Genomic DNA, 24,285 nt, shown 5'->3' with positions numbered 1-24,285 from the left:
GTGCTCCCCCAGGACGGGAGCGGCACCCGCCCGCTCCGAGTTCTTCCTCCCGCCGGCCCGGTACCGGCCCGCGGACGAGGATCGGTCGCCCGCCCCGCACGGCGACTCATCCGCTCCGGATGAGTGGGCGGCCCGCACCACGCCCCGATGCTGGTCCGAGGATCGGAACCCGGGAGGACGGATGTGCCGCGCAGCGGAGGTCGGTCCACGGTGGCCGTGAACCCGGAGGACCCCCGGCTGTTCGCCGTGCCGCGCGTCGAGGCCGTCGTCCCCCACCGGGCCGCCTCTGCCCGGTCCCGCCTGGCGCTGGTGGACAGCGGCGTCGTGGAGGACACGGTGAACGGCGCCTTCGCCGTCCTCTCCGTCGCGGGCGCCCTGGGTCGGTACGCCGCGGAGCGGGCTCTCCGTCGCCGGCCCCACCCGCGGCTCCCGACCACCCGGGACGCGTGGGGTCTGGCGCGCGGGGTCCACGCGTCGGTGGCGCGCGCCCTGATCCGGCCGGTGTCCGCGGCGGCCGACGCCGTGTCCACCGCGGCCGACGAACTGGTCCCGGCCGTCGTCCGCGCCGTCCTGGCCAGGCTCGACGTCCCGGCGATCGTGCGCGAGTTCGTCGACCTCGACCGCCTGGCCGACCAGCTCGACGTCGCAGCCGTCGTCGACCGGGTGGACGTCGACGACGTGGTCGCGAAGGTGGACATCGACGCCGTGCTCGACCGGATCGACCTGGACGCGATCGCCGCCCGCATCGACCTCGACGCCCTGGTCGACCGGGTCGACGTCGCCCGCGTCATCGACCGGGTGGACGTCGACGACGTGGTCGCGAAGGTGGACATCGACGCCGTGCTCGACCGGATCGACCTGGACGCGATCGCCGCCCGCATCGACCTCGACGCCCTGGTCGACCGGGTCGACGTCGTCCGGATCGTCGACCGTGTCGACCTCGATGCCGTCGTGGCCGGCGTCGACCTCGACCGGGCCGTGGACCGGGTGGACGTCGATCGTGTCATCGCGCGCACCGACCTCGTCGGTCTCGCCCGCTACATCGTGCAGGAGATCGACCTGCCCGGCCTGCTGCGCACCTCGACCGGCTCGGTCACCTCCGAGATGGCGCGCAGCGTCCGCGAGCAGGGCGCGGACGCCGACCGCGCGGTCGAGCGGATGGTGGACCGCCTCCTGCACCGCCAGAGCCGCCGGACGGCGACCGCCGACGGCGGACCCGCCGCAGGTCGGGGGGCCTCCCGTGACCACTGACGAGCGGCAGCCCGCGTACCCGTGGCACGACTCGGGTCCGACGCCGTCCACCCGGCTGCCGTCCGCGGTCGTGGGCACGCGCGCGGGGCTGGTGACCAGGTCCCTGGCCAACGTCGTGGACGTCGGCGTCGTCCTCGCCCTCCTGGCCGGGGGGTACCTCGGCGTGGCGGCGGTCCGCTTCCTCATCGGGCCCACCAGCTTCTCCTTCCCCGTGGTGCCGGCGGGGGCGTTCCTCCTCATCGGGCTGGGCATCCAGGCGCTGTACTTCACGGTCACCTGGGCCGTCGCCGGCGCCACCTACGGGGACCGGTTGCTCGGTCTCCAGGTCTGCGACGACCGGGGGGCGCGGCTGCGCTGGGCGCGGAGCGCGATCCGGGCGGGGCTGTGCACCGTCTTCCCCGTCGGGCTCCTCTGGGTGCTGGTCAGCGGCGAGAACCGATCCGTGCAGGACGCGCTGCTGCGCACCTCCGTCGTCTACGCCTGAGTCCCGGCGGTCACCCTCCCGAGGGGACGCCAGGCCTCCTCCGGCCCCGCACGCTGGACGGCATGCCCGCGACCCCGGTCGGCCGTGCCCTGCCCCTGTGGCTGACCGTGGTGCTCGGCGTCGCCGGCGCCGGCGGCGCGGCGTGGGCCCTCCGCACGGCTGCGCCGATCCTCGGACCCGTCGTCCTCGCCTTCGTCCTGTGCGTCGTCGGGCACCCGATGACCGGTGCCCTGCAGCGCCGGGGTGTGCGGCGGGGTCTGGCCGTCGCGGTGACGGTGTTCGTGCTGGAGGGCGCGCTCATCGGCTTCGCGGTCGCCCTGTTCCTCTCCTTCGGCAGGCTGGCGACGGTCCTCCCCGAGTACTCGGAGGAGTGGGCGGACCTCCTGGACGGCGCCCGCTCCACGCTGGCCGGCGCGGGCATCGGCCCGGAGCAGGTCGAGGCGGCCCTGCGGACGGTCGGCCCCGAGGCGGTCCTCTCCGCGGTGCAGGGCGTGCTCGCCGGCTTCGGCGGCTGGATCGCCGCCCTGGTCCTCGTGCTGGCGACCGTGCTGTTCATGACCGCCGAGGGTGCCGAGCTCCCGGCGCGCCTGGCGCAGGCGCCGGGCACCTGGCGCCTCCGGGGAGCGCTCCGCGGGTTCGCCCGCAACACCCGCCGCTACGTCGTGGTCACGACGGTCTTCGGTGCCGTCGTGGCCGTCGTCGACACCGTGGCCCTGGTCGTCATCGGCATCCCGCTGCCGCTGCTCTGGGGACTGCTGTCCTTCCTCACCAACTACGTGCCCAACATCGGGTTCTTCCTGGGGTTGGCGCCCCCGGCGCTGCTCGCGCTGCTGGTGGGCGGTCCGGGCCTCGCGCTCGTCGTGGTGCTGGTCTACTCGCTGGCCAACTTCGTCATCCAGTCGGTCGTGCAACCGGTGTTCGTCGGGGACGCGGTCGGGCTCTCCGTCACGCTCTCCTTCCTGTCGGTCATCGTGTGGACCACCGTCCTGGGACCGTTGGGCGCGCTGCTCGCCGTGCCGCTGACCTTGTTCGTCCACGCGGTCCTCGTCGGGCAGGACCCGGAGCGGCAGTGGGCCCGCATCCTGCTGGAGGGGACGGCCGGCGCCCGCCGTCGCGCCGCCGGAGGGGACCGGCGGGAGCGGGCCGAGCCGCCGCCGTCCCCGGACGCACCTCCCGCTCCCCGGGTCGCCTCCACCGGCTGAGCACGGGCGGTGCGGCGTCGTCCTCCCCGGAGGATGCCGGCGCCGGCTCGGTGGGCCGACGCTGGATCCGGTACGTCGGACGACCGGCACGACCACCGGCGGGAGGCTCGCCATGAGTGCACCGGCTCTGCCACGGGGCGAGTTCGCCCTCCTCGACCGGATGATCCTCGAGGCGCTCTGGGACCTGCGTGCCGCACGGTCCCGCGCGGAGCGCTCGGGGAGCCGCCGCAACCTCGAGCTCTGCTCCCGTGCCGAGGAGCACCTCGACGCCCTGCTCGACTACCGCCACGCCGCGCGGGTCGCCCCGGCGGTCGGGACCACCGCCCACGAAACCCTCCAGATGCTCACCTGATGAATCCACCCGATCGCGGAGCGTGAAACCGACGACTTCGGTGAGTCGCCGCTTTCGTACTCCGGGTAACGGGAAGTTCGCCTGTCCTGCCGGGGTCGTTGCGAGAGCAACTTCCGCTCTTACCCCGCTCGCCCGTAACCGATCCCTCACTCATCGCGTTGTCCGGGAGTTCCGGTCCGACCATCGTCACCGGAATCGGGAACCGCCCAGCACCGGCGACTCCGCCGGGCGCGACGAAGGGGAACGGGATGCACGATCTGCGGACAGGGCCGGCGCGACGCGCGCTGGCCGTCACGACGGGGGCCCTGCTGCTCGCCGTAGCGATGCCCGCCACGGCGGCGGTCGCCGGGGGCGGCGGCAAGCCCGGCGGGGGTCACGGCGGTGGGCCTGGCGGAGGCCATGGCGGCGGCAACGCCTGCGACCACCGGAACAACAACTCCTACGACAAGCTCCTGGGCTGCGTGACGCTGGACGGCGTCATGGAGCACCTCGACGCGTTCCAGAAGATCGCCGACAACAGCGGCGACCCGGTCTACCCGGGCACGCGCGCCGCCGGCACCCTCGGCTACGCCGACAGCGTCGAGTACGTGTCGGGCCTGCTCGAGGACGCGGGCTACGACGTCACCCTGACCCCGGTCGACATCACCTTCAACTTCCCGGCGACCCTCCGCCAGCTCACGCCCACCGAGGCCGAGTACGAGACGGGCGTCTTCACCGGCAGCGGCTCGGGCGAGGTCGAGGGGAACGTCTACGCCATCGACTTCAACCTCGAGACGGGCGAGGACGCGGTCTCGACCAGCGGCTGCGAGGCGGCCGACTTCGAGGGCGTCGACTGGTCCGGTGACGACGACATCGCCCTCGTCCAGCGCGGCACCTGCTTCTTCGGCACGAAGGCGCAGTTCGCCGAGCAGGCCGGCGCCGAGGCCGTCGTCATCATGAACCAGGGCAACACTCCCGACCGGGAGGAGCTGATCGTCGCCGACGCCACCAGCGTCGACGACCCGGCCGACCCCGGCACCGCGCTCCCCGACCCCGTCACCCACGGCATCCCCGTGGTCGGGGCGAGCTTCGAGGACGGCCTCGCGCTCGCCGACGAGGGTTCGACGGCGTACGTCAACGTCCTGCCTGCGCAGACGCGGACCGACTACGACGTGATCGCCGAGCTGCCGGGCAAGAACCCGGACAACGTGGTCATGGCCGGCGCCCACCTCGACAGCGTCATCGAGGGACCAGGGATCAACGACAACGGCTCCGGGTCGGCGGCGATCCTGGAGACCGCGCTGATGATGGCCAACACGAAGCCGGAGAACACCCTCCGCTTCGGCTGGTGGGCCGGCGAGGAGCAGGGCCTGCTCGGCTCGGCGGCCTACGTCGCGGGCCTGTCGGAGCAGGAGCGCGACCGCATCGCGCTCTACATGAACTACGACATGGTCGGCTCGCCGAACTACATCCAGATGGTCTACGACGCCGACGAGTCGACCTTCGAGGCGCCGGTCCCGATCCCCGACGGGTCGACCGCCATCGAGGACCTCTACGAGTCGTACTACACGTCCATCGGTGAGCCGTACGACGACACCGAGTTCTCCGGTCGCAGCGACTACGAGGCGTTCATCCTGGCGGGCATCCCGTCGAGCGGGCTGTTCACCGGCGCCGAGGAGATCAAGACGCCGGAGCAGCAGGCGATCTGGGGTGGTGTCGCCGACGAGGCGTTCGACCAGTGCTACCACCAGGCCTGCGACGGCATCGGGAACATCGACCCCGAGGCGCTCGAGGTCAACAGCGACCTGATCGCCTTCGCGATGCTGACCTTCGCGTACTCCACGGAGTCGGTGAACGGCGTCCCGGGCAAGAAGGTCCCGGGCAAGCCCGTCGTCCTGCCGGCACCCGCCGGCCCGGAGGGCACGTTCGCCGAGGACGGGGGCGGCGGGCTGCACGCCCACCACGCCACCGCGTAAGGGCACGACGTGACGGGGCCGGCCTGCGGGTCGGCCCCGTCCGCGTCAGCCCCCGACGCGCACGTCGTGCGCACGGTCCGGGGCCAGGAAGGACAGCAGCCGCTCCCCCTCCTCCACGACGTCGTCCCGTTCGACCGGTCCAGCGCTCCGGCGACCGGCCCGTCCACCCGCTCCAGGCAGCCGCCGGGCGAGCGTGGCGCGCCCCAGCGCCCGGCCGCCCAGGACGCCGGGCACCGCCCGGCGTCAGCCGGCCCGGCCGGCGCGCACCGTCAGCGGCTGGGCGGCACGCGCGGCCGGCGGGTGACCGTCCGCCGCCGCGGAGGACTCCGCCGGCGCGGGCTCGTGGACGCCCGCCGGGTTCTCCGTCGTCGGCAGCCAGCGGGCCCACCAGCGCAGGACGTGCTCGAACCTGGCGAGCCGGTGCCGCGGGCGACCCGACCGGCTCAGCTCGTGGCCCTCCCCCGGGAAGAGCAGCAGCTCGGAGGGCACGTCGCGCCGCTTGAGCTCGACGTAGAGCCGCGCCCCCTGCTCGACGGGGGTGCGCCAGTCCTCCTCGGAGTGGATCACCAGCGTCGGCGTGGTGATCCCGTGCGCGGCCGCCAGGGCGCTCTGCGCACCGATCCGCGCCGGGTCGGTGCCCAGGTAGCGGTCCGGGAAGTACCAGCCGATGTCCGACGACCCGACGAAGCTGACCGGGTCGGTGAAGGCGCGCTCGACCACGGCCGCGGCGAACCGGGTCGTGCGGCCGATGAGCAGCGCGGTGAGGTACCCGCCGTACGAGCCGCCCATGACGCCCACCCGCTCCGCGTCGAGCGCCGGATCCTCGAGCGCGGCGTCGAGGAAGGCGAGCACGTCGTCGGCGTCGAGCCCGCCCCAGGCGCCCTCGATGGCCCTACCGTGCGCGGCACCGTAGCCCGACGACCCGCGCGGGTTGCACTGGACGACGGCGTAGCCGGCGGAGACGTAGGTCTGCGTCTCGTCGAACAACGTCCAGCCGTACTGCGCGAACGGCCCGCCGTGGATCGTGAGCAGCACCGGGTGCGGGCCGGGGCCCGGTGGGGTGGTCACCCAGCCGTGCACGGGGTGGCCGTCCGGCGCCGCCGCCGTCCGCTCCTGCATCCGGTGGACCCGGCCCGTCTCGCCGAGCGCCCGGCCGAACGAGGTCAGCAGCCGGCGCCGTCCGGGCGTCAGGGCGACCAGCTCACCGGCGGACCGGTCGTGCGCGACGACGGCCACGACCACCCCGCCCCCGGCGGCGAAGCCGCGCACGGTGAACGGACCGTCGACCAGCGCGGTGGGGGCGCTCCCGTCGAGGGGCACGGACAGCAGTTCCACGCTGCCGCGGCGCTCGACCCCGACCAGGACGGCACCGTCGGTCACCACGGTCGCCGGCGTCTCGTCGCCGCGCTGGTGCTCCTCGGGGTCGAGCAGGGGGACGAGCTCTCCGCCGGACCCCACCCGGCACGGCACCGCCTGCCGCGCGACGAAGTCCAGACCCTCGGGGCCCAGGTCGGGGACGGCGGTGACGACCAGCTCGCCGCCCGCCCACGCGGGGAGCGAGCAGTCGCCGCGGGAGTCGGTGACCCGGCGCAGCCCCGAGCCGTCGGGGGCGATCACGTGGACGTCGCGGACGAGGTCGCGGTCGGCGCGAGGGTGACGCGCCGAGACGAAGGCCAGCTCCGCGCCGTCCGGGCGCCAGGTGACGTCCTCGCAGTCAGCGTCGCCCGTCGTCACCTGGACCGGCTCCGGCAGCGGGGCGGTGTCGTCGGTGAAGTCGGCGGGGAGATCGAGCACGAACACCTGGCTGCGGCGGTCGGCCAGGAAGCCGACGCCGTCCAGCCGGTACTGCAGGGTCGTGATCAGCCGGGGCGGCTCGGCGGCGGGGTCGACGCCCGCGACCGTGCCGTACCGACCGTGCTCGGGCACCCGCGCGACGTACGCCAGCCGCCGCGAGTCCGGTGCCCACACGGGCGCGCCGGCACCCAGGTGGTGGTCGGTGAGCCGGCGAGGTTCTCCCCCGGCCGTGGGCAGCAGCCAGATCTGGGGGCGTCCGCCGGGCTCGGCGCTGAGGAAGGCCAGCCAGCGGCCGTCCGGGGAGAACGCCGGGGCGGTGTCGCGGTGCCCGGAGGTGACCGGCCGCGCAGGAGCCGACCCGTCCGCCGGCACCGCCCAGAGCTGGCCGCGGTACTCGTCGGACCCGAGGTCGGGGCGGGTCACCGAGACCACCGCCATGCGGCCGTCCGGCGACACGGTCGGCACGCCCGGCGTGCGCAGGAGCGCGAGGTCGGTCGGCCGCATGGGCGCGACGCTAGCCGAGCGGGCTGACGGCCGGCCCTGCCCCCGGGGCTCAGCGGCGGGCGCGGTCCTCGTCCGGCTCGCCGGCGATCCGGGCCTCCGCGGCGGCGGCCGCCTCCGGGCCACCGGTGGGCACCGACTCGGCCGTCGCGGTGTCGACGACGGCGTCGTCGGCGTCGGCCAGCTGGCCGCGGGTCTTGAGCAGGCTGGCGACGGTCGCGATCACGAGGACGCCGAGGATGATGGTGAGCGACAGCCAGATGGGGATCTCCGGCACCGCGTCGATGTGCTCCCCGCCGTTGATGAACGGCAGCTCGTTGGTGTGCAGCGCCTCCATGATCAGCTTCACCCCGATGAAGGCGAGGATCACGGCCAGGCCGATCGACAGGTAGACCAGCCGCTTGAGGAGGCCGCCCAGCAGGAAGTACAGCTGGCGGAGACCCATCAGGGCGAAGACGTTGGCCGTGAAGACGATGAACGGCTCCTTGGTGAGGCCGAAGATCGCCGGGATGCTGTCGAGGGCGAACAGCAGGTCCGTCGTCCCGAGCGCGAGGAAGACGACGATCATCGGCGTCCACATCTTCTTGCCACCCTCGGTCACCCGGATCTTCGCGCCGTGGAAGTCCTTGGTGATCGGCAGGACCTTGCGCATCCGCCGGATGAAGGCGTTCTCCTCGTAGTCCTCGTCCTCGCCGCGGTGCCGCACGAGGTTGATCGCCGTGTACACGAGGAAGGCGCCGAAGATGTAGAAGACCCAGGTGAAGCGCTCGATCACCGCGGCGCCCAGCAGGATGAAGATCCCGCGCAGCACCAGGGCGATGATGATGCCCACCATCAGCGCCTCCTGCTGCAGCTTCCGGGGCACCTGGAAGCGCGCCATGATGATCACGAAGACGAAGAGGTTGTCGACCGACAGCGAGTACTCGGTCAGCCAGCCGGCGTAGAACTCCGTCGCGAACCGGCCGGTGGTGAACGTGAGCAGGAGGAGCCCGAACACCAGGGCGAGGCCGACGTAGAAGCTCACCCACAGGCTGGCCTCCTTGACGGAGGGCTCGTGCGGGCGGCGGGCGACGATGGCGAGGTCGGCGAGCAGCAGGACGGTCAGCCCCACGAACGTCGTGATCTCGAACCAGACGGGGAGCTCCACGGGGCCTCACTCTACGGGCGGGGTCCTGCCGTCGCTGACGCCGGCAGGACCCCTCGGGCGGTCGTGGCGCGTCGCCGCGGGGCCGTCGCCGGCCCCGCGGCGACGGGGTGGAGCGGTGCTACCGGTGCAGCGGTTCGTCCTCGGTGGGGGCGACAGCCGGGCCGGCATCCCGCCCCGGCGAGGTGCCCCCCTCGGCCGCGGGCCGGGGCTGGGCCGGGGCCTCTGCCCGGGTCCCGTCGCGGACCTCGCCGCTGCCGGCGGGCGCGACGTGCTCGGCCCGGTCGCGCCGGTTCTTCGCCAGGCTGGCCACGGTGGTGACGAGGAGGGTCACGAGGATGACCGACAGGGACAGCCAGGTCGGGATCTCGGGGATCACGGTGACGTGCTCGCCGCCGTTGATGAAGCCCAGCTCGTTGGTGTGCAGGGCGTGGATGACCAGCTTGACGCCGATGAACCCGAGGATGACCGCGAGGCCGTAGGACAGGTAGACGAGCCGGTCGAGCAGGCCGTCGATGAGGAAGAACAGCTGGCGCAGGCCCAGGAGCGAGAACGCGTTGGCCGCGAAGACCAGGTAGGTCTCCTGGGTCAGGCCGAAGATCGCCGGGATCGAGTCGACGGCGAAGAGGATGTCGGCGCTGCCGATGGCGATGAGCGCGATGGCCAGCGGGGTGATGTACCGCTTGCCGTCGATCCGCACCGCCATCTTGTCCGAGTGGTACTCGTCGGTGGTCGGGAAGACCCGGCGGGCGCCACGGAGGAGGATGTTCTCCGTGAAGTCCTCCTCCTCGCCGTGCCCGCCGCTGCGCGCCTGCGCCCAGGCGGTGTAGATCAGGATCGCGCCGAAGAGGTAGAAGACCCAGCTGAAGTTCTCGATGGCTGCGGCGCCGATGAGGATGAAGACGGTGCGCAGGATCAGCGCGAACGTGATGCCGTAGAGCAGCACCTTCTGCTGCAGCTCCCGTGGCACGGAGAAGCTGGCCATGATCAGCACGAACACGAAGAGGTTGTCGATCGACAGGCTCTTCTCGGTGATGTAGCCGGCGAAGTACTCGCCGCCGAACTGGGCCCCGTAGAACCAGAAGATCAGCAGGCCGAACACGATCGCGATGGCGACGTAGACGCTCGACCAGATGGCGGACTCGCGCAGGGTCGGCGCGTGCGGGGTCCGCACGTGGCCGACGAGGTCGAAGACGAGCATCCCGACGATCAGACCGATCGTGAGAGCCCACACCCAGAAGGGGACGTCCATACGGCAATGCCTCCGGTCACTGGCAGCAGTCAGTACCGGAGGTCTCTCCCGCCACCGGCCGGGGCCGGTGACCGACGGGACCGGAGATCACGGGATCTCGTACTGACGGCCCTGCCGCGTGGGGATACTCCCCTCCACGGACCGCCCGGATGACGGCGCGCGTCACCGCCCGCACTCCGTGTGGTCCGTCCGGTGCAACGACAGCTGGGCGGCCCGAGTTCCCGGACCCGCGGCGTCGGCCGGAGACCTGCGTCACATCCGGCTCAGGCGGGGCGGCGGCTCTTCGGCAGTGCGGCGACCGCCGCGTCGTACGAGGCGTCGACCAGCTCGTGGACGTCGTCGTCGGGCACCGGGCCGGTGAAGTCGACGGAGTTCCAGCCGTACCGGCCCACGTAGTGGCTCGTCGTCACCGCGCCGGGGTAGCGGTCGCGCCACTCCCCTGCCTCTGCGGCGTCGCGGCCGCACTTGACGCTGACCGTGGTGGCGCCGATGAAGGCGAAGCCCTTGCCGCCGACCTTGGCGACCAATTCCTCCTCGCCCCAGGGGTAGGTCTCCTCCGCCCCCGGCTTGGCGAGGCAGTAGGCGACCAGCTCGTCCCGGTCCACGGGCGGCTCCTCACGTCCTGTCGCGGTGGGCGGCGTGCACGGTGGCGTACGACCGTCCGCAGGACGGCCGCCCGGTCACGCGTGCGCGGCGTCGAACTGGCGGAGCTCCTTCTTCAGCTCGCTCAGCTCGTCGCGCAGCCGGGCGGCGACCTCGAACTGCAGCTCGCGCGCGGCCGCCAGCATCTGCTCGTTCATCTGCGTGATGAGGTCCGCCAGCTCGTTGCGCGGCAGGCCCTGGACGTCGATCGAGCCCGCCTTGCCCTTGGCCGACCCGGCCTTGTTCTTCGACGACAGACCCGGGACCGGCGCCTTGCCGCGCGACTGCTGCCGGCCGGAGCCGCCGATGAGCTCGGCCGACTCGGAGTCCTCCGCCTCGCGGTAGATGCCGTCGAGGATGTCGACGATCTTCTTCCGCAGCGGCTGCGGGTCGACGCCGCGCTCGGTGTTGTAGGCGATCTGCTTCTCGCGACGCCGGTTGGTCTCTTCGATCGCCTGGGCCATCGACGGTGTGATCTTGTCCGCGTACATGTGCACCTGGCCGGAGACGTTCCGGGCGGCGCGGCCGATCGTCTGGATCAGCGAGGTGCCCGAGCGGAGGAACCCCTCCTTGTCCGCGTCGAGGATGGCCACCAGCGACACCTCGGGCAGGTCGAGACCTTCGCGGAGCAGGTTGATGCCCACCAGCACGTCGTACTCGCCCTGCCGCAGCTCGCGCAGCAGTTCCACGCGGCGCAGGGTGTCGACCTCGGAGTGCAGGTACCGCACCTTGATGCCCAGCTCGAGCAGGTAGTCGGTGAGGTCCTCGGCCATCTTCTTGGTCAGCGTGGTGACCAGGATCCGCTCGTCCTTCTCCGTGCGGATCCGGATCTCGTGCACCAGGTCGTCGATCTGCCCCTTGGTCGGCTTGACGACCACCTCGGGGTCGACAAGCCCGGTGGGCCGGATGACCTGCTCCACGAACTCACCGCCGGTGCGACCGAGCTCGTAGTTGCCCGGCGTCGCCGACAGGTAGACCGTCTGCCCGATGCGGTCGGTGAACTCCTCCCACTTCAGCGGCCGGTTGTCCATCGCCGACGGCAGCCGGAACCCGTGCTCGACCAGCGTCCGCTTGCGGCTCATGTCGCCCTCGTACATGCCGCCGATCTGCGGCACCGTCACGTGCGACTCGTCGATGACCAGCAGGAAGTCCTCGGGGAAGTAGTCGATGAGGCAGGCGCCGGCGCTGCCGGGCGCGCGCCCGTCGATGTGCCGCGAGTAGTTCTCGATGCCCGAGCAGAACCCGACCTGGCGCATCATCTCGATGTCGTAGGTGGTGCGCATGCGCAGCCGCTGGGCCTCCAGCAGCTTGCCCTGCCGCTCCAGCTCGGCCAGCCGCTGCTCGAGCTCGGCCTCGATGCCCCTGATCGCCCGCTCCATGCGGTCGGGGCCGGCCACGTAGTGGGTCGCCGGGAAGACGAACAGCTCCTGGACCTCGCGCACGACCTCGCCGGTCAGCGGGTGCAGGTAGTAGAGCCGCTCCACCTCGTCGCCGAACATCTCGATCCGGACGGCGAGCTCCTCGTACACCGGGAAGACCTCGATGGTGTCGCCCCGCACCCGGAACGTGCCGCGGGTGAACGACAGGTCGTTGCGGGTGTACTGCTCGGTGACCAGCGTGCGGAGCAGCTCGTCGCGGTCGCGCTCCTCTCCCACCGAGATCTTCAGCGCCCGGTCGACGTACTCCTGCGGGGTGCCCAGGCCGTAGATGCAGGACACGGTGGCGACCACCACGACGTCGCGCCGGGTGAGCAGCGCCTGCGTCGCCGAGTGCCGCAGCCGCTCGACCTCCTCGTTGATCGAGGAGTCCTTCTCGATGTAGGTGTCGGTCTGCGGGACGTACGCCTCGGGCTGGTAGTAGTCGTAGTACGAGACGAAGTACTCGACCGCGTTGTTCGGCAGCAGCTCGCGGAACTCGTTGGCCAGCTGCGCCGCCAGGGTCTTGTTCGGCGCCATCACCAGCGTCGGCCGCTGCACCTGCTCGACCAGCCAGGCCGTCGTCGCCGACTTCCCGGTGCCGGTGGCACCCAGCAGGACGACGTCCTTCTCCCCCGAGTTCACCTTCTCGGCGAGGGCCTTGATCGCCGCCGGCTGGTCGCCGGAGGGCTCGAACTCGCTGACGACCCGGAACTTGCCCTGGGTCGGCCGGATGTCGGTGGTCGCGCGCACGGGAGAGACGGTACGACGCGGGTGTGACAGAACGGGTCCGAGCGAGCGGGTGGGCCGACTGGTGAACCCGGGGAGAACGGGACGCGACTGATACTTGTCCTCGACGGTGACGCGCCCCTAGCGTGCCTGGTCGCAGGAGCGGTTCCAGACCGGGGACCAGCGCCACCCGGCTCCCGCCGGGCGAGGTCGGACCCCGGGATGACGGTGTCCGGCCCCCGGGGTCGCCCACCGCGCCGCCCGGTCCCTGGCAGCCCGCCGCGGTCCCGGAGCCTGCGCACGACGCCCCCCGCGGCCGCGCCACGGGGGGCGTCGTCGTCCCCGCTGCCCGGAGCGGCAGGACTCACACCGAAGTGAGGTGTGCGGCGCCGTCGCCCCGGGCACCCGTGCACGGTCGCACCAGACGACTTCCTCCGCGAAGATCGCCGGAGAACCACCCCCGCCCCGGGGATCGGGGCACAGCGCAGGAGGAAATCCCAGGATGACGCAGGTCTGGCCCGGCAGTGCCTACCCCCTCGGGGCCACGTACGACGGCACGGGCACCAACTTCGCGATCTTCAGCGAGGTGGCCGAGAAGGTCGAGCTCTGCCTCTTCGACGAGGCCGGCAACGAGGAACGCATCCGGCTCCCCGAGATGGACGGCTACGTCTGGCACGCGTTCCTGCCCGGGATCCACCCCGGCCAGAAGTACGGCTTCCGCGTGCACGGCCCCTACGACCCGGCGCAGGGCCTGCGCTGCAACCCGAACAAGCTGCTGCTCGACCCCTACGCCAAGGCCGTGGACGGCCAGATCGACTGGGACCCGTCGGTCTTCGGCTACGACTTCGAGACCAAGGAGCGCAACGACGAGGACTCGGCGGCGCACATGCCGAAGTCCGTCGTCGTCAACCCGTACTTCGACTGGGGCGTGGACCGCCCGCCGAAGACGGCCTACAACAAGACGGTCATCTACGAGGCCCACGTCAAGGGCCTGACGATGACCAACCCGCGGATTCCCGAGGAGCTGCGCGGCACCTACGCCGGCATCGCGCACCCGGCGACCATCGAGCACCTCACCGAGCTCGGGATCACCGCCCTCGAGCTGCTCCCGGTGCACCAGTTCGTGCAGGACGACACGCTCCAGCAGAAGGGCCTGCGCAACTACTGGGGCTACAACTCGATCGGCTTCTTCGCGCCCCACAACGAGTACGCCAGCGACACCACCTCCGGCCAGCAGGTGCAGGAGTTCAAGGGCATGGTGCGGGCGCTCCACGAGGCCGGGATCGAGGTCATCCTCGACGTGGTCTACAACCACACCGCCGAGGGCAACCACAACGGCCCGACGCTGTCCTTCCGCGGCATCGACAACCGCACGTACTACAAGCTCGTCGAAGGTGACGAGCGCTACTACATGGACTACACCGGGACCGGGAACACCCTGAACGTCCGGACGCCCCAGTCCCTGCAGCTGATCATGGACTCGCTGCGCTACTGGGTGACCGAGATGCACGTGGACGGGTTCCGGTTCGACCTCGCCTCCGCCCTGGCCCGCGAGCTGCACGCCGTCGACCGGCTGGCCACGTTCTTCGACCTCGTGCACCAGGACCCCGTCGTCAGCCAGGTCAAGCTCATCGCCGAGCCCTGGGACGTGGGCGAGGGCGGCTACCAGGTGGGCAACTTCCCGGCGCTGTGGACGGAGTGGAACGGCAAGTACCGCGACACCGTCCGCGACTTCTGGCGCGGCGAGGACGCCACCGTCGGCGAGTTCGCCAGCCGGATCACCGGCTCCGCCGACCTGTACCAGCACTCCGGTCGGCGCCCGGTGGCGAGCATCAACTTCGTCACCGCGCACGACGGCTTCACGCTCAACGACCTCGTCTCCTACAACGAGAAGCACAACGAGGCCAACGGCGAGGACAACAACGACGGCGAGAGCCACAACCGCAGCTGGAACTGCGGCGTCGAGGGCCCGACGGACGACCCGGAGGTCCTGCAGCTGCGGGCGCAGCAGCGCCGCAACTTCATCGCCACGATGATGCTCAGCCAGGGTGTGCCGATGCTCCTGCACGGCGACGAGCTGGGCCGCTCGCAGGGCGGCAACAACAACGGCTACTGCCAGGACTCCGAGCTGACCTGGATCGACTGGGCGGACGTCGACGAGGGGCTGCTCGCCTTCACCCGCAAGGTGACCAAGCTCCGCACCGACCACCCCACGTTCCGCCGTCGCCGGTTCTTCCACGGCCGGCCGGTCCGTCGCGGCCTCGGCGATCCGGTCCCCGACATCGACTGGCTCACCCCGGCCGGCGAGCAGATGACCGACGAGGACTGGGACGCCGCCTACGCCAAGTCCCTGGCCGTGTACCTCAACGGCGTCGGGATCCGGGAGATGGACGAGCGGGGCGAGTACGTCCAGGACGACCACTTCTACCTGGCCTACAACGCCTCGCACGAGCCGATCGAGTTCACGCTGCCCAGTGACGACTACAGCCAGGCCTGGACGACGGTCCTCGACACCGCCGAGATGCACGAGGTCGAGCCGGTCGAGCTCAAGCCGGGCGAGACGGTGACCGTGCAGGGGCGCTCGATCATCGTGCTGACGGGCCCGGCCCAGTGACCGAGCGGCGGGACGCGCCTGCCGCGACCTACCGCCTGCAGATCCACGCAGGCTTCCGGCTGGACGACGCCGCGGAGGTGGCCGGCTACCTGGCCGACCTCGGGGTCACCCACGCCTACTCGTCGCCGCTCCTGCGGTCGGCGGAGGGCAGCAACCACGGGTACGACACCGTCGATCACGCGCACATCGACGAGGCGCGCGGCGGCCGGGAGGGCTTCGACCGGTTCGTCGCCGCCCTCCACGAGCACGGTCTCCGCCTGGTGCTCGACCTCGTGCCCAACCACATGGGCGTCGACGACCCGTCGGCCGCACCCTGGTGGTGGGACGTGCTGCAGCACGGCCGGGCCTCGGCGCACGCCGGCGCGTTCGACGTCGACTGGGAGTTCGGGGGCGGCAAGGTCCGCATCCCGGTCCTGGGCAGCGCCGACGACGTCGAGAAGCTCGAGGTGGGGGACGGCGAGCTGCGGTACTACGACAACCGCTTCCCGATCGCGCCGGGGACCGAGGGGGGCACCCCTCAGGAGGTGCACGCCCGGCAGAACTACGAGCTGGTCGACTGGCGCCGCGCCGACTCCGACCTCAACTACCGGCGGTTCTTCGCGATCAACACCCTCGCGGGGCTGCGGGTGGAGGACCCGGCGGTCTTCGACGCCACGCACGAGCTGGTGCTGCAGCTGGTCCGCGACGGCGCGGTCGACGGCCTCCGCATCGACCACCCGGACGGGCTCGCCGACCCCAAGGGCTACCTGGACCGACTGGCGGAGGCCTCGGGCGGCCGGTGGACGGTCGTCGAGAAGATCCTCGAGCCCGGCGAGGACCTGCCGGCCTCCTGGAGGACCGCCGGGACGACGGGCTACGACGCCCTCGCCGAGGTCGACGAGCTGCTGGTCGACCCGGCCGGCGAGGAGGCGCTGACGGCGCTCGACACCGAGCTTGCCGGCGGGCCGGTGGACTACGAGCAGCTGGTGCACGACTGCAAGCGCGAGGTCACCGACGGGATGCTCGGCTCCGAGGTCGCGCGGCTCGTGCGGGTCATCGGCGAGTTGCCCGGCGTCGACGTGGCCCAGCAGACCGAGGCGCTGGCCGAGCTGCTGGCCACCTTCCCCGTCTACCGCAGCTACCTGCCCGACGGCCGCGAGCACCTGGACCGCACGGTGGCCGCGGTGCGCGACCGCCGCCCCGACCTCGCCGCCGCCGTCGACGCCCTGCACCCGGTGCTGTCGCAGACGGGCGCCGAGGCCGCGACCCGGTTCGAGCAGACCAGCGGCCCGGTCATGGCCAAGGGCGTCGAGGACAGCGCCTACTACCGGTGGGCACGCTTCGTCATGCTCAACGAGGTGGGCGGCGACCCCGCGCGCTTCGGCAGCACCGTCGAGGAGTTCCACGCGGCGCAGGAGCACCGTGCGCTGCGGTACCCCGAGTCGATGACGACGCTGTCGACCCACGACACCAAGCGCAGCGAGGACGTGCGGGCCCGGCTGGCCGTGCTCGCCGAGGTCCCGACCGAGTGGGCGAGCCTCGTCCGGTACCTGCTCTCCCGCCACCCGCTGGCCGACCGGCCGCTCGCGCACCTGGTCTGGCAGAACCTGGTGGGCGCCTGGCCCCTCTCGCGGGAACGGGCGCACGCGTACGTGGAGAAGGCCGCCCGCGAGGCCGGCACGTCGACCACGTGGACCGATCCCGACGAGGAGTTCGAGGGGCAGTTGCACGCGCTCGTCGACGCCGCGTACGACGACGACGCCTCAGCGGCCCGGATCCACAAGTTCGTCGAGCGGATCACGCCGGCCGGCTGGAGCAACTCGCTGACCCAGAAGCTGCTGCAGCTGACCATGCCCGGCGTCCCGGACGTCTACCAGGGCACCGAGCTCTGGGACTTCTCGCTCGTCGACCCCGACAACCGCCGTCCGGTCGACTACGACCGGCGCCGTGAGCTGCTCGCGGCCCTCGACGGCGGCGAGATCCCCGCCGTCGACGAGACCGGCGCGGCCAAGCTCCTCGTGGTCTCCCGCGTGCTCCGGGCCCGGCGCGACCACCCGGAGTGGTTCGACGGGTACCAGCCGGTCGAGGTCACCGGGACGGCCGCCGAGCACCTGGTCGCCTTCGACCGGGGCGGGGTCGTCGCGGTGGCGACCCGGCTCCCGGTCGGGCTCGCGGCGACGGGCTGGGGCGACACCGCGCTGAAGCTGCCGACCGGCGCGTGGCAGGACCTGCTCACCGGCCGGCGGGTGGTGTCGGACATGGGTGGCGTCGGCGTCGAGACCCTGCTGGAGAAGCTCCCGGTCGCCCTCCTCACCCGGGCCTGAGCCGACGAGATCTGCGCACCCGCCCTCATCAGCGGCCCGTCGGGGGCGGGTGTGCAGATCTCGCTCTAGAAGCGGATGGCGTCGATGACCTTCGCGCGGACGGCGATGATCGCCGGCAGCAACCCCGCCAGTGCGCCGACCGCCGTCGCGGCGACCAGCCCCTCCACCGCCGCCGCGACCGGGAAGCCCGGCATGTCCGCGATCGGGATGCCGTTGTTGAGCAGCCGCTCCAGCGGCAGGTTCCGCACCAGCACGATCGACGCGCCGACGGCGAGCACGCCCGCCAGCGCGGTGGCGCACACGCTCTCCAGCATCACCGCCGAGAAGATCCGGCCCGAGGTGGCGCCGAAGCTCCGCCGCACGCCGATCTCCCGGATCCGCTGCCGCACCGTGACCAGGCCGATGTTGAGCACCCCGAGCCCACCGAGGACCAGGACCACGGTCCCGGCGCCGCGGATCGCGAGCCGGAGCATCGCGATCGTCTCCTCGGCGCCCTGCGGGTCGCTGCGGTAGGTGTCGACCTGGAGCCCGCCGCCCAGCGCCAGGGAGAGGTCGTTGCGCACCGTGTCCATCACCTGGTCGACCTGGTCGGCCGGAACCCACAGCTCGAGCGTGCTGGGTCCGCCGTACATCGCGGTCGCCGGGTCCACCGCGGCGTCCCACGGTCCCGCGGAGCGGTCGACGCGGTAGGCCAGCAGCTCCTCTCCGTAGCCCTCGCGCACCACGCCGACGATCGTGGCGACCACCGGGCTCGGCCCGCCGATCACGACCGTCGGCCGGCCGGCCAGGTCGGGCGCGCCGAGGGCGGCCATGAAGGCCTCGTTGACGACGACGGACGGCGACAGGTTCTCGCGGTCCCCCTCGCGCAGCCAGCGTCCCTCGACCGGCTCGACCCGGTGCAGCTCGCCGTAGCTGGGCGACACCCGCCGCGTCTGGACCGCGGTCGTCCCGCCGGGCATCCGGAAGCGGGTCTCGCCGTAGGAGATGGTCGCCGCGGTCGCGATGTCGTACCGCTCGACGAGGTCGGCGACGGCGGCGTCCCACCGCGTGCTGTCCGGCGGCATCCCGGTGACCGGGTCCCAGGCGTTGACGGCGACCGTCGCCGCCCGGCCCCCCGACCGCTCCCCCAGCTCCTGCTGCACCTGCGCGACCATCAGCCCCAGCGCGGTCACGGTCGTCATCGCGAACACGGCGAGGAAGACGCCGACCAGCGACAGCAGCACCCGCGTCTTGTGGACGCGCACCTCGTCCCACGCCTCGGCGAGCGTGCCCATCAGCCCGGTCACGCCGGGCCCCTGTCCGACGTCGCCGCCCCGAGAGCGCCGGCGTCGACCAGCGGCGACAGCCGCCCCTTCTCCAGCCGGAACCGGCGCCCGGCCAGCGCTGCGACGGAGAGGTCGTGGGTGATCGTCACCAGGGCCGCGCCGTTCTCCGCGGTCGCCTGCGCGAGCAGCGCCATGACCTGCGCACCCGTCTCGACGTCGAGGGCGCCGGTCGGCTCGTCGGCCAGCACCACGCGGGGGCCGCGGACCAGCGCCCGCGCGATGGCCACCCGCTGCTGCTCGCCGCCGGACAGCCGCTCCGGCACCTGGTCCGCACGCGCACCCAGCCCGACCCGGTCGAGCATCTCGCGGGCGGTGCGCCGGCGGCGCAGGTAGTCGCGGCCGCGCGCGTAGAGCAGCGGGGCCGCGACGTTCTCGGCGGCGGTGCGCCGCGGCAGCAGGTTGAACTGCTGGAAGACGAAGCCGAACACCTCGCCGCGCAGCCGCGAGCGGCGGCGCGCGGACAGCCGGTCGGTCGGCTCCCCCTCCAGGAGGTAGCTGCCCGTCGTCGGGGTGTCGAGCAGGCCGAGGAGGTTGAGCAGCGTCGACTTGCCCGACCCGGACCGGCCCACGACGGCGACGTGCTCACCGGGGGCGACGTCCAGGTCGACCCCCGTGAGGATCGGCAGGACGCTCTCGTCCGGGAGCAGCACCTCCCGGCTGATGCCGCGCAGCTCCAGGAGACTCATCCGACCGGCCCCGGCATCGACGGGTCGACGACGGAGTCGTCCGGGACCGGCACGAACTGGCGCACCTGCTCGCCCTCGGCCAGCCCCTCGCGCACCTCGATCTGCTCGCCGTCGGTGAGCCCGAGGGTGACGGCGCGCTGCTCCTCCGTGCCGTCCTCGCCGACCACCCAGACGTTGCCGGTCTGCACGGACCCCTGGACGGCGGTGATCGGGACGACGAGCACGTCCTCGGCGGTGCCGGCCTGCACGCGGACGGTCGCGCCCATGCCCGCGAAGACGGTGACGCCCGCGGGAACCGCGCACCGGGCCGTCGTCCCCCCGCCGGCCGGGGCGCCGGGGGCAGGGGCGCCGGTCTCCGGCGGCTGCGGGTCCTGGGCCGGGGCGGCGCCCAGCGTGAGGCCGGTGCACGTGAACGGCGCCGGTCCGCCCTGCACCTCGACCTCCGCGGTCGCCGGCGGGCTCAGCAGCCGGAACTGCTCGTCCTGGGTGAGGGTGGCGGTGACCGACAGCGTCCCGGGGGCGACCGACCCGAGCGTGTCGCCGACCGCGACGACCTGGTCGACGAGGACGTCGAGGGTGCCCACGGAACCGGCGACGGGAGCGGCGACGGTCACGGTGCGCACCCGCGGCGCCCGCGGCGTCGACGTCGGGTTCCCCTCGGCGTCGGTGCCCACGACCGGGTCGAGCTGCTCCTCGACGCGGATCTCCACCAGTGCCTGCCCCGACGTCACGGGGGCGCCCGTCGCCACGAGCACGCGGCGGACGGTGCCCGCGGCCGTGGCCCTGACCGGCGCGGCGGCGTCGGCGACCACGGTGCCGGTGACCGAGACGGTGTTGGCCACCGTCCCCCGGCCGACCGGCACGGTGGGCGAGCCCAGCTCGAGCGTCGGCGCGCCGGGTCCGGAGGGGTCGCGCCCGCCGGTCCCGCCGCGGAACGCGAGGACGACGAGGGCGACGGCGATGACGGCCCAGACCAGCAGCCGGAGAGCCGGGAAGACGATGGTGCGGACGACGGACATGCACGCTCCCTGCGCGCTCGGGTACCCGCTGGTACCGGTAGTACGGGAACGTAGCGACGTCGTCGCCCGCTGTCGTCAGCCTGCGGACGGACGCGCAGTACGACCGGGGGTTGACCAGCGACGGGGCGGGCATGATGCCTGCGCGCCCTTCCACCCCCACCGAAAAGCCCGGAGGCCCTTGCATGTCCGCTCCCGTCGAGTTCGCCGTCTGGGCGCCCCTGCCCGAGCGGGTGCGGCTCCAGGTCGACGGCGCCGTGCACGACATGCGCAAGGACGCCGGCGGCTGGTGGCGGGCCGAGGTCGAGGCGTCGCCGGAGGCCGACTACGGCTACCTGCTCGACGACGGCGGGACGCCGCGACCCGACCCGCGCTCCCGTCGGCAGCCACAGGGCGTGCACGGACTGTCCCGCCGGTTCGAGCCCGACGCCCACGAGTGGGGCGACACCGCGTGGACGGGTCGCCCGCTGGCCGGCGGCGTCGTCTACGAGCTGCACGTCGGCACGTTCACCCCGGAGGGCACCCTCGACGCCGCGATCGGCCGGCTCGGCCACCTGGTCCGGCTCGGCGTCGACTTCGTGGAGCTGCTCCCGGTCAACGGCTTCAACGGCACGCACAACTGGGGCTACGACGGCGTCCTCTGGTACGCCGTGCAGGAGGAGTACGGCGGGCCGGCGGCCTACCAGCGGTTCGTCGACGCCTGCCACCAGCAGGGCCTCGGCGTGATCCAGGACGTCGTCTACAACCACCTCGGCCCGTCCGGGAACTACCTGCCCGAGTTCTTCCCCGTCTTCGCCGAGGGCGGCGCCAACACCTGGGGCAACTCGGTCAACCTCTCGGGCCCCGACTCGGACGAGGTGCGGCGGTACATCATCGACAACGCGCTGATGTGGCTGCGCGACATGCACGTCGACGGGTTGCGCCTCGACGCCGTGCACGCACTGGTCGACGAGCGGGCCACGCACGTGCTGGAGGAGATGGCCCAGGAGGTCGACAAGCTGTCGGTCGCCGTCGGCCGGCCGCTCACCCTGATCGCGGAGAGCGACCTCAACGACCCGCGCATGGTCACCCCCCGGGTCGCCGGCGGTCTGGGGCTCACCGCCCAGTGGAGCGACGACTTCCACCACTCGCTGCACTCGGTCCTGACCGGCGAGGGCCAGGGCTACTACTCCGACTTCGCCGAGGCCGGGCTGGCCGGCCTGGCCAAGGTGCTGACCGGCGCCTTCTTCCACGACGGCGCCTGGTCGAGCTTCCGGCGCCGCCACCACGGTCGGCCGGTCGACACCGCGACGCTGCCCGGCTGGAAGTTCCTCGGCTACCTGCAGGACCACGACCAGATCGGCAACCGGGCCGTCGGCGACCGGATCTCGGCCACCCTCTCCCCCGGCCAGCTCGCGGTCGGGGCCACGCTCGTCCTGACCAGCCCGTTCACGCCGATGCTGTTCATGGGCGAGGAGTGGGGCGCCTCGACGCCGTGGCAGTTCTTCACCAGCCACCCGGAGCCGGAGCTGGGCAAGGCCACCGCCGAGGGCCGGATCGGCGAGTTCGCCGAGCATGGCTGGGACGCCGACGTCGTGCCCGACCCGCAGGACCCGGAGACCTTCACCCGGTCGAAGCTCGACTGGTCGGAGCTGTCGCAGGAGCCGCACGACCGGCTGCTCGCCGTCCACCGGTCGCTGCTGGCCCTGCGCCGGGCCCACCCGGACCTGGTGGATCCCGACCTCACCGCCGTCCACGTCGACTGGGACGACGCCGACCGGTGGCTGGTCGTCCACCGCGGCAGCCTGCGCGTGGTGGTCAACCTGGCCGAGGAGCCCCGGGAGGTCGTCCTGGACCGGGCGGTGGGCGAGGTCCTGTTCAGCACCGCCGAGCTCCCCGAGGTGGACGACGCGACGGTGACCCTGCCGGCCGGGAGCGCGGCCGTGGTCAGCACCCGCTGACGTGCGCCGCCTCCTGCCCACCCCCGGCGACGTCGACGACGCCGGGCTGGTGGACGCCTACCGCCTGCTGCCGGGCCGCTCGCTGCGGGTGAACTTCGTGGCGTCCCTCGACGGTGCGATCACCGTCGGCGGGGTCAGCGAGGGGCTCGGGTCACCGGGCGACAAGCGGATCTTCCGCGTGCTGCGGGCACTCGCCGACGCCGTCCTGGTCGGGCACGGGACGTCGTCGGCGGAGGGCTACCGCCCGATCACCGCCGACTCGGCGGTGGGCCGGCTCCGGGCCTCGATCGGCCGGCCGCCCACCGCCCCGGTGGTCGTCGTCTCGCGCCGGGCGTCGCTCTCGCCCGACGACCGTCTCGTGGGCGCGCCCTCCCCCACCATCTGCGTCACGTGCGAGGCGGCCGACCCGGCCCGCCGCGCCGCGCTGGAGGGGGCCGGCGTGCGCGTGCTCGTGTGCGGAGAGGACGACGTGGACCTCCCCACGGCGCTGGACCAGCTCGCCGGGCTCGGCCACGAGCAGGTGCTCTGCGAGGGCGGCCCGCAGCTGCTGCACGCCGCCCTGACCGCGGGGGTCGTCGACGAGCTCGACCTCTCGATAGCGCCGGCGCTGGTGGGCGGCGAGAGCCGGCTGCTGGCGGACGCGCTCGGGACGCCCGTCCGCCCGGCCCTCGTCCAGCTCCTCGAGGAGGACGGCGTCCTGTTCGCCCGTTACTCCCTCGCCGCGCCCGGGGCCCGGTAGCCGACGTCCTGGGCGCGGGTCAGCGCCTCCAGGGTCTCCTCGACGGTGAGCAGGACGGTCGTCTCGATCGAGCTGAGCGCACCGCCCCCGCCGATGGCCAGCGCGACGGCGGCCATCGAGACGTTGTCCGGCGCCTCCCAGAGGTTGTACCCGTCGCGCTCGCCGAAGGCGTACCAGAAGCCGTGCAGCTTCCCGCCGACCGACTCGATGTAGGCGGAGGCGGCCTTCCGGCGGTCCTCCGGCTGGGCGATCATCATCGCCCAGGTCTCCGGGGTGTAGCTGAACCTCGTCAGGTACATGGGCATCGTCGTGCCTCCTGGTCGTCCCCCGCGGGGCCGACGGTAGGGGCAGGTCAGGACACCGTCGAGGGTCCGCGGTGCGGCTACCGGAGGACGACCACGACTCCGCGGGTGCGCGAACCGTCCGGCGCCGTCCAGTCCGCCTCGATCCGGCCGCGTCCCGTGCCGGCCTCCCCTCCGATGGGCGCGCGGACCAGCAGGACCGCACCCACCTCTCCCCCGTCCCACGTCCGCCCCACCGAGGGGTCGAGGGTGTCGCTCTCGTTCTGGTGCTGGGCCTCGACCGCTCCGGCGACGAAGGCGAGCAGCTGTGCCGTGGCCACGGGATCGTGCTCGGCGTCGTAGACCCACCGGGTGCCCAGCACGCCGTGCTCGGTCGTGCCGACGAGCGCGTGCTCCGCCCCGGGCAGCGGGGCGGCGCGGTAGGTGAGGGGGACGAAGTACGTGGCCGGCTCGCCCGCACCGTCGTTCACGAGCATCAGCTCGATGCCGACCTCGCCGGCGGGGTCGTCGAGCCGGAAGCCGCCGGCGCGGGAGAGCTCCGGCTCACCCGCGCCGCGGTACCACGGCCGCCCGGGCAGCCAGGCCGTGAGCAGCTCGAGCTTCGAGGGCGCCAAGGTCGTGCGGTGCATCGTGGCCACG

General features: G+C 72.8%; 20 protein-coding genes. 9 read left to right on the top strand and 11 right to left on the bottom strand.

Annotated elements, in window-relative coordinates:
• Positions 1-210: 210 nt before the first annotated feature.
• The 5 genes from DCS98_RS23555 (at position 211) to DCS98_RS05605 (ending at position 5,244) form a co-directional block, all read left to right on the top strand.
• A complete protein-coding gene (locus tag DCS98_RS23555; protein ID WP_241037223.1) occupies positions 211-1,251 on the top strand; it encodes a hypothetical protein in 1,041 nt (346 codons plus the stop codon).
• Positions 1,241-1,735: an RDD family protein gene (locus tag DCS98_RS23550; protein WP_241037221.1), complete on the top strand. Its 495-nt coding sequence runs from the start codon at positions 1,241-1,243 to the stop codon at positions 1,733-1,735. The genes DCS98_RS23555 and DCS98_RS23550 overlap by 11 nt, the downstream gene beginning before the upstream one ends.
• A 62-nt stretch (positions 1,736-1,797) precedes the next feature.
• Positions 1,798-2,937 (top strand): AI-2E family transporter, encoded by a 1,140-nt coding sequence (locus tag DCS98_RS05615; protein ID WP_116450375.1) that lies wholly within the window; start codon positions 1,798-1,800, stop codon positions 2,935-2,937.
• A gap of 112 nt (positions 2,938-3,049) precedes the next feature.
• Complete coding sequence (locus DCS98_RS05610; protein WP_116450374.1) at positions 3,050-3,289, top strand: hypothetical protein; 240 nt, start codon at positions 3,050-3,052, stop codon at positions 3,287-3,289.
• A gap of 248 nt (positions 3,290-3,537) precedes the next feature.
• Entirely contained in the window at positions 3,538-5,244 is a 1,707-nt protein-coding gene (locus DCS98_RS05605; protein WP_206340113.1) for a M20/M25/M40 family metallo-hydrolase, read from the top strand.
• A gap of 45 nt (positions 5,245-5,289) precedes the next feature.
• Here DCS98_RS05605 and DCS98_RS05600 read toward each other — a convergent pair whose 3' ends face one another.
• The 6 genes from DCS98_RS05600 to uvrB form a co-directional block, all read right to left on the bottom strand.
• Entirely contained in the window at positions 5,290-5,478 is a 189-nt protein-coding gene (locus DCS98_RS05600) for a hypothetical protein (RefSeq protein WP_116450373.1), read from the bottom strand.
• 9 nt (positions 5,479-5,487) lie between these two features.
• The gene (locus tag DCS98_RS05595; protein WP_116450372.1) at positions 5,488-7,542 is read right to left on the bottom strand and encodes a S9 family peptidase; all 2,055 of its coding nucleotides are present in this window, start codon (positions 7,540-7,542) and stop codon (positions 5,488-5,490) included.
• A gap of 49 nt (positions 7,543-7,591) precedes the next feature.
• A complete protein-coding gene (locus DCS98_RS05590; protein ID WP_116450371.1) occupies positions 7,592-8,686 on the bottom strand; it encodes a TerC family protein in 1,095 nt (364 codons plus the stop codon).
• A 118-nt stretch (positions 8,687-8,804) separates the two neighbouring features.
• Positions 8,805-9,935, bottom strand: coding sequence for a TerC family protein (locus tag DCS98_RS05585; RefSeq protein WP_116450370.1), 1,131 nt, complete (start codon positions 9,933-9,935; stop codon positions 8,805-8,807).
• Between the two features lie 263 nt (positions 9,936-10,198).
• On the bottom strand, positions 10,199-10,540 hold the full coding sequence (locus DCS98_RS05580) for an MmcQ/YjbR family DNA-binding protein (protein ID WP_116450369.1): 342 nt from the start codon (positions 10,538-10,540) through the stop codon (positions 10,199-10,201).
• Between the two features lie 75 nt (positions 10,541-10,615).
• Positions 10,616-12,745 carry an excinuclease ABC subunit UvrB gene (uvrB, locus tag DCS98_RS05575; protein WP_116450368.1) on the bottom strand — a complete coding sequence of 710 codons (2,130 nt, stop codon included), beginning with the start codon at positions 12,743-12,745 and terminating at the stop codon, positions 10,616-10,618.
• 478 nt (positions 12,746-13,223) lie between these two features.
• Here uvrB and glgX point away from each other — a divergent pair, with 478 nt between their 5' ends.
• Together glgX and treY are read left to right on the top strand one after the other, a co-directional pair.
• Complete coding sequence (gene glgX, locus DCS98_RS05570; protein ID WP_116450367.1) at positions 13,224-15,335, top strand: glycogen debranching protein GlgX; 2,112 nt, start codon at positions 13,224-13,226, stop codon at positions 15,333-15,335.
• Positions 15,332-17,638: a malto-oligosyltrehalose synthase gene (treY, locus tag DCS98_RS05565; protein WP_116450366.1), complete on the top strand. Its 2,307-nt coding sequence runs from the start codon at positions 15,332-15,334 to the stop codon at positions 17,636-17,638. Before glgX ends, treY begins: the two co-directional genes overlap by 4 nt.
• Positions 17,639-17,703: 65 nt before the next feature.
• On the opposite strand, the gene DCS98_RS05560 is transcribed toward treY, so the two are convergent.
• From DCS98_RS05560 to DCS98_RS05550, 3 genes are read right to left on the bottom strand one after another with little or no spacing between them, the layout of a single operon-like run.
• Positions 17,704-18,924, bottom strand: a complete 1,221-nt coding sequence (locus DCS98_RS05560) for an ABC transporter permease (RefSeq protein WP_116450365.1) — start codon at positions 18,922-18,924, stop codon at positions 17,704-17,706.
• Positions 18,921-19,649, bottom strand: coding sequence for an ABC transporter ATP-binding protein (locus tag DCS98_RS05555; protein WP_116450364.1), 729 nt, complete (start codon positions 19,647-19,649; stop codon positions 18,921-18,923). The genes DCS98_RS05560 and DCS98_RS05555 overlap by 4 nt, the downstream gene beginning before the upstream one ends.
• Positions 19,646-20,668, bottom strand: a complete 1,023-nt coding sequence (locus DCS98_RS05550; protein ID WP_116450363.1) for an efflux RND transporter periplasmic adaptor subunit — start codon at positions 20,666-20,668, stop codon at positions 19,646-19,648. The genes DCS98_RS05555 and DCS98_RS05550 overlap by 4 nt, the downstream gene beginning before the upstream one ends.
• A 182-nt stretch (positions 20,669-20,850) precedes the next feature.
• Here DCS98_RS05550 and treZ point away from each other — a divergent pair, with 182 nt between their 5' ends.
• Positions 20,851-22,605 (top strand): malto-oligosyltrehalose trehalohydrolase, encoded by a 1,755-nt coding sequence (gene treZ / locus DCS98_RS05545; protein ID WP_116450362.1) that lies wholly within the window; start codon positions 20,851-20,853, stop codon positions 22,603-22,605.
• A 1-nt stretch (position 22,606) separates the two neighbouring features.
• Positions 22,607-23,344 carry a dihydrofolate reductase family protein gene (locus DCS98_RS05540; RefSeq protein WP_116450361.1) on the top strand — a complete coding sequence of 246 codons (738 nt, stop codon included), beginning with the start codon at positions 22,607-22,609 and terminating at the stop codon, positions 23,342-23,344.
• On the opposite strand, the gene DCS98_RS05535 is transcribed toward DCS98_RS05540, so the two are convergent.
• Positions 23,314-23,649 (bottom strand): GYD domain-containing protein, encoded by a 336-nt coding sequence (locus DCS98_RS05535; protein ID WP_116450360.1) that lies wholly within the window; start codon positions 23,647-23,649, stop codon positions 23,314-23,316. The genes DCS98_RS05540 and DCS98_RS05535 overlap by 31 nt on opposite strands.
• A 77-nt stretch (positions 23,650-23,726) precedes the next feature.
• Complete coding sequence (locus DCS98_RS05530) at positions 23,727-24,275, bottom strand: maltokinase N-terminal cap-like domain-containing protein (protein ID WP_241037297.1); 549 nt, start codon at positions 24,273-24,275, stop codon at positions 23,727-23,729.
• Positions 24,276-24,285: the final 10 nt, after the last annotated feature.

Origin of the sequence: Blastococcus litoris (assembly GCF_003075095.1) — a bacterium.
GTDB classification, from domain to species: domain Bacteria; phylum Actinomycetota; class Actinomycetes; order Mycobacteriales; family Geodermatophilaceae; genus Blastococcus_B; species Blastococcus_B litoris.
This window is presented reverse-complemented; position numbering and strand designations above follow the sequence as displayed.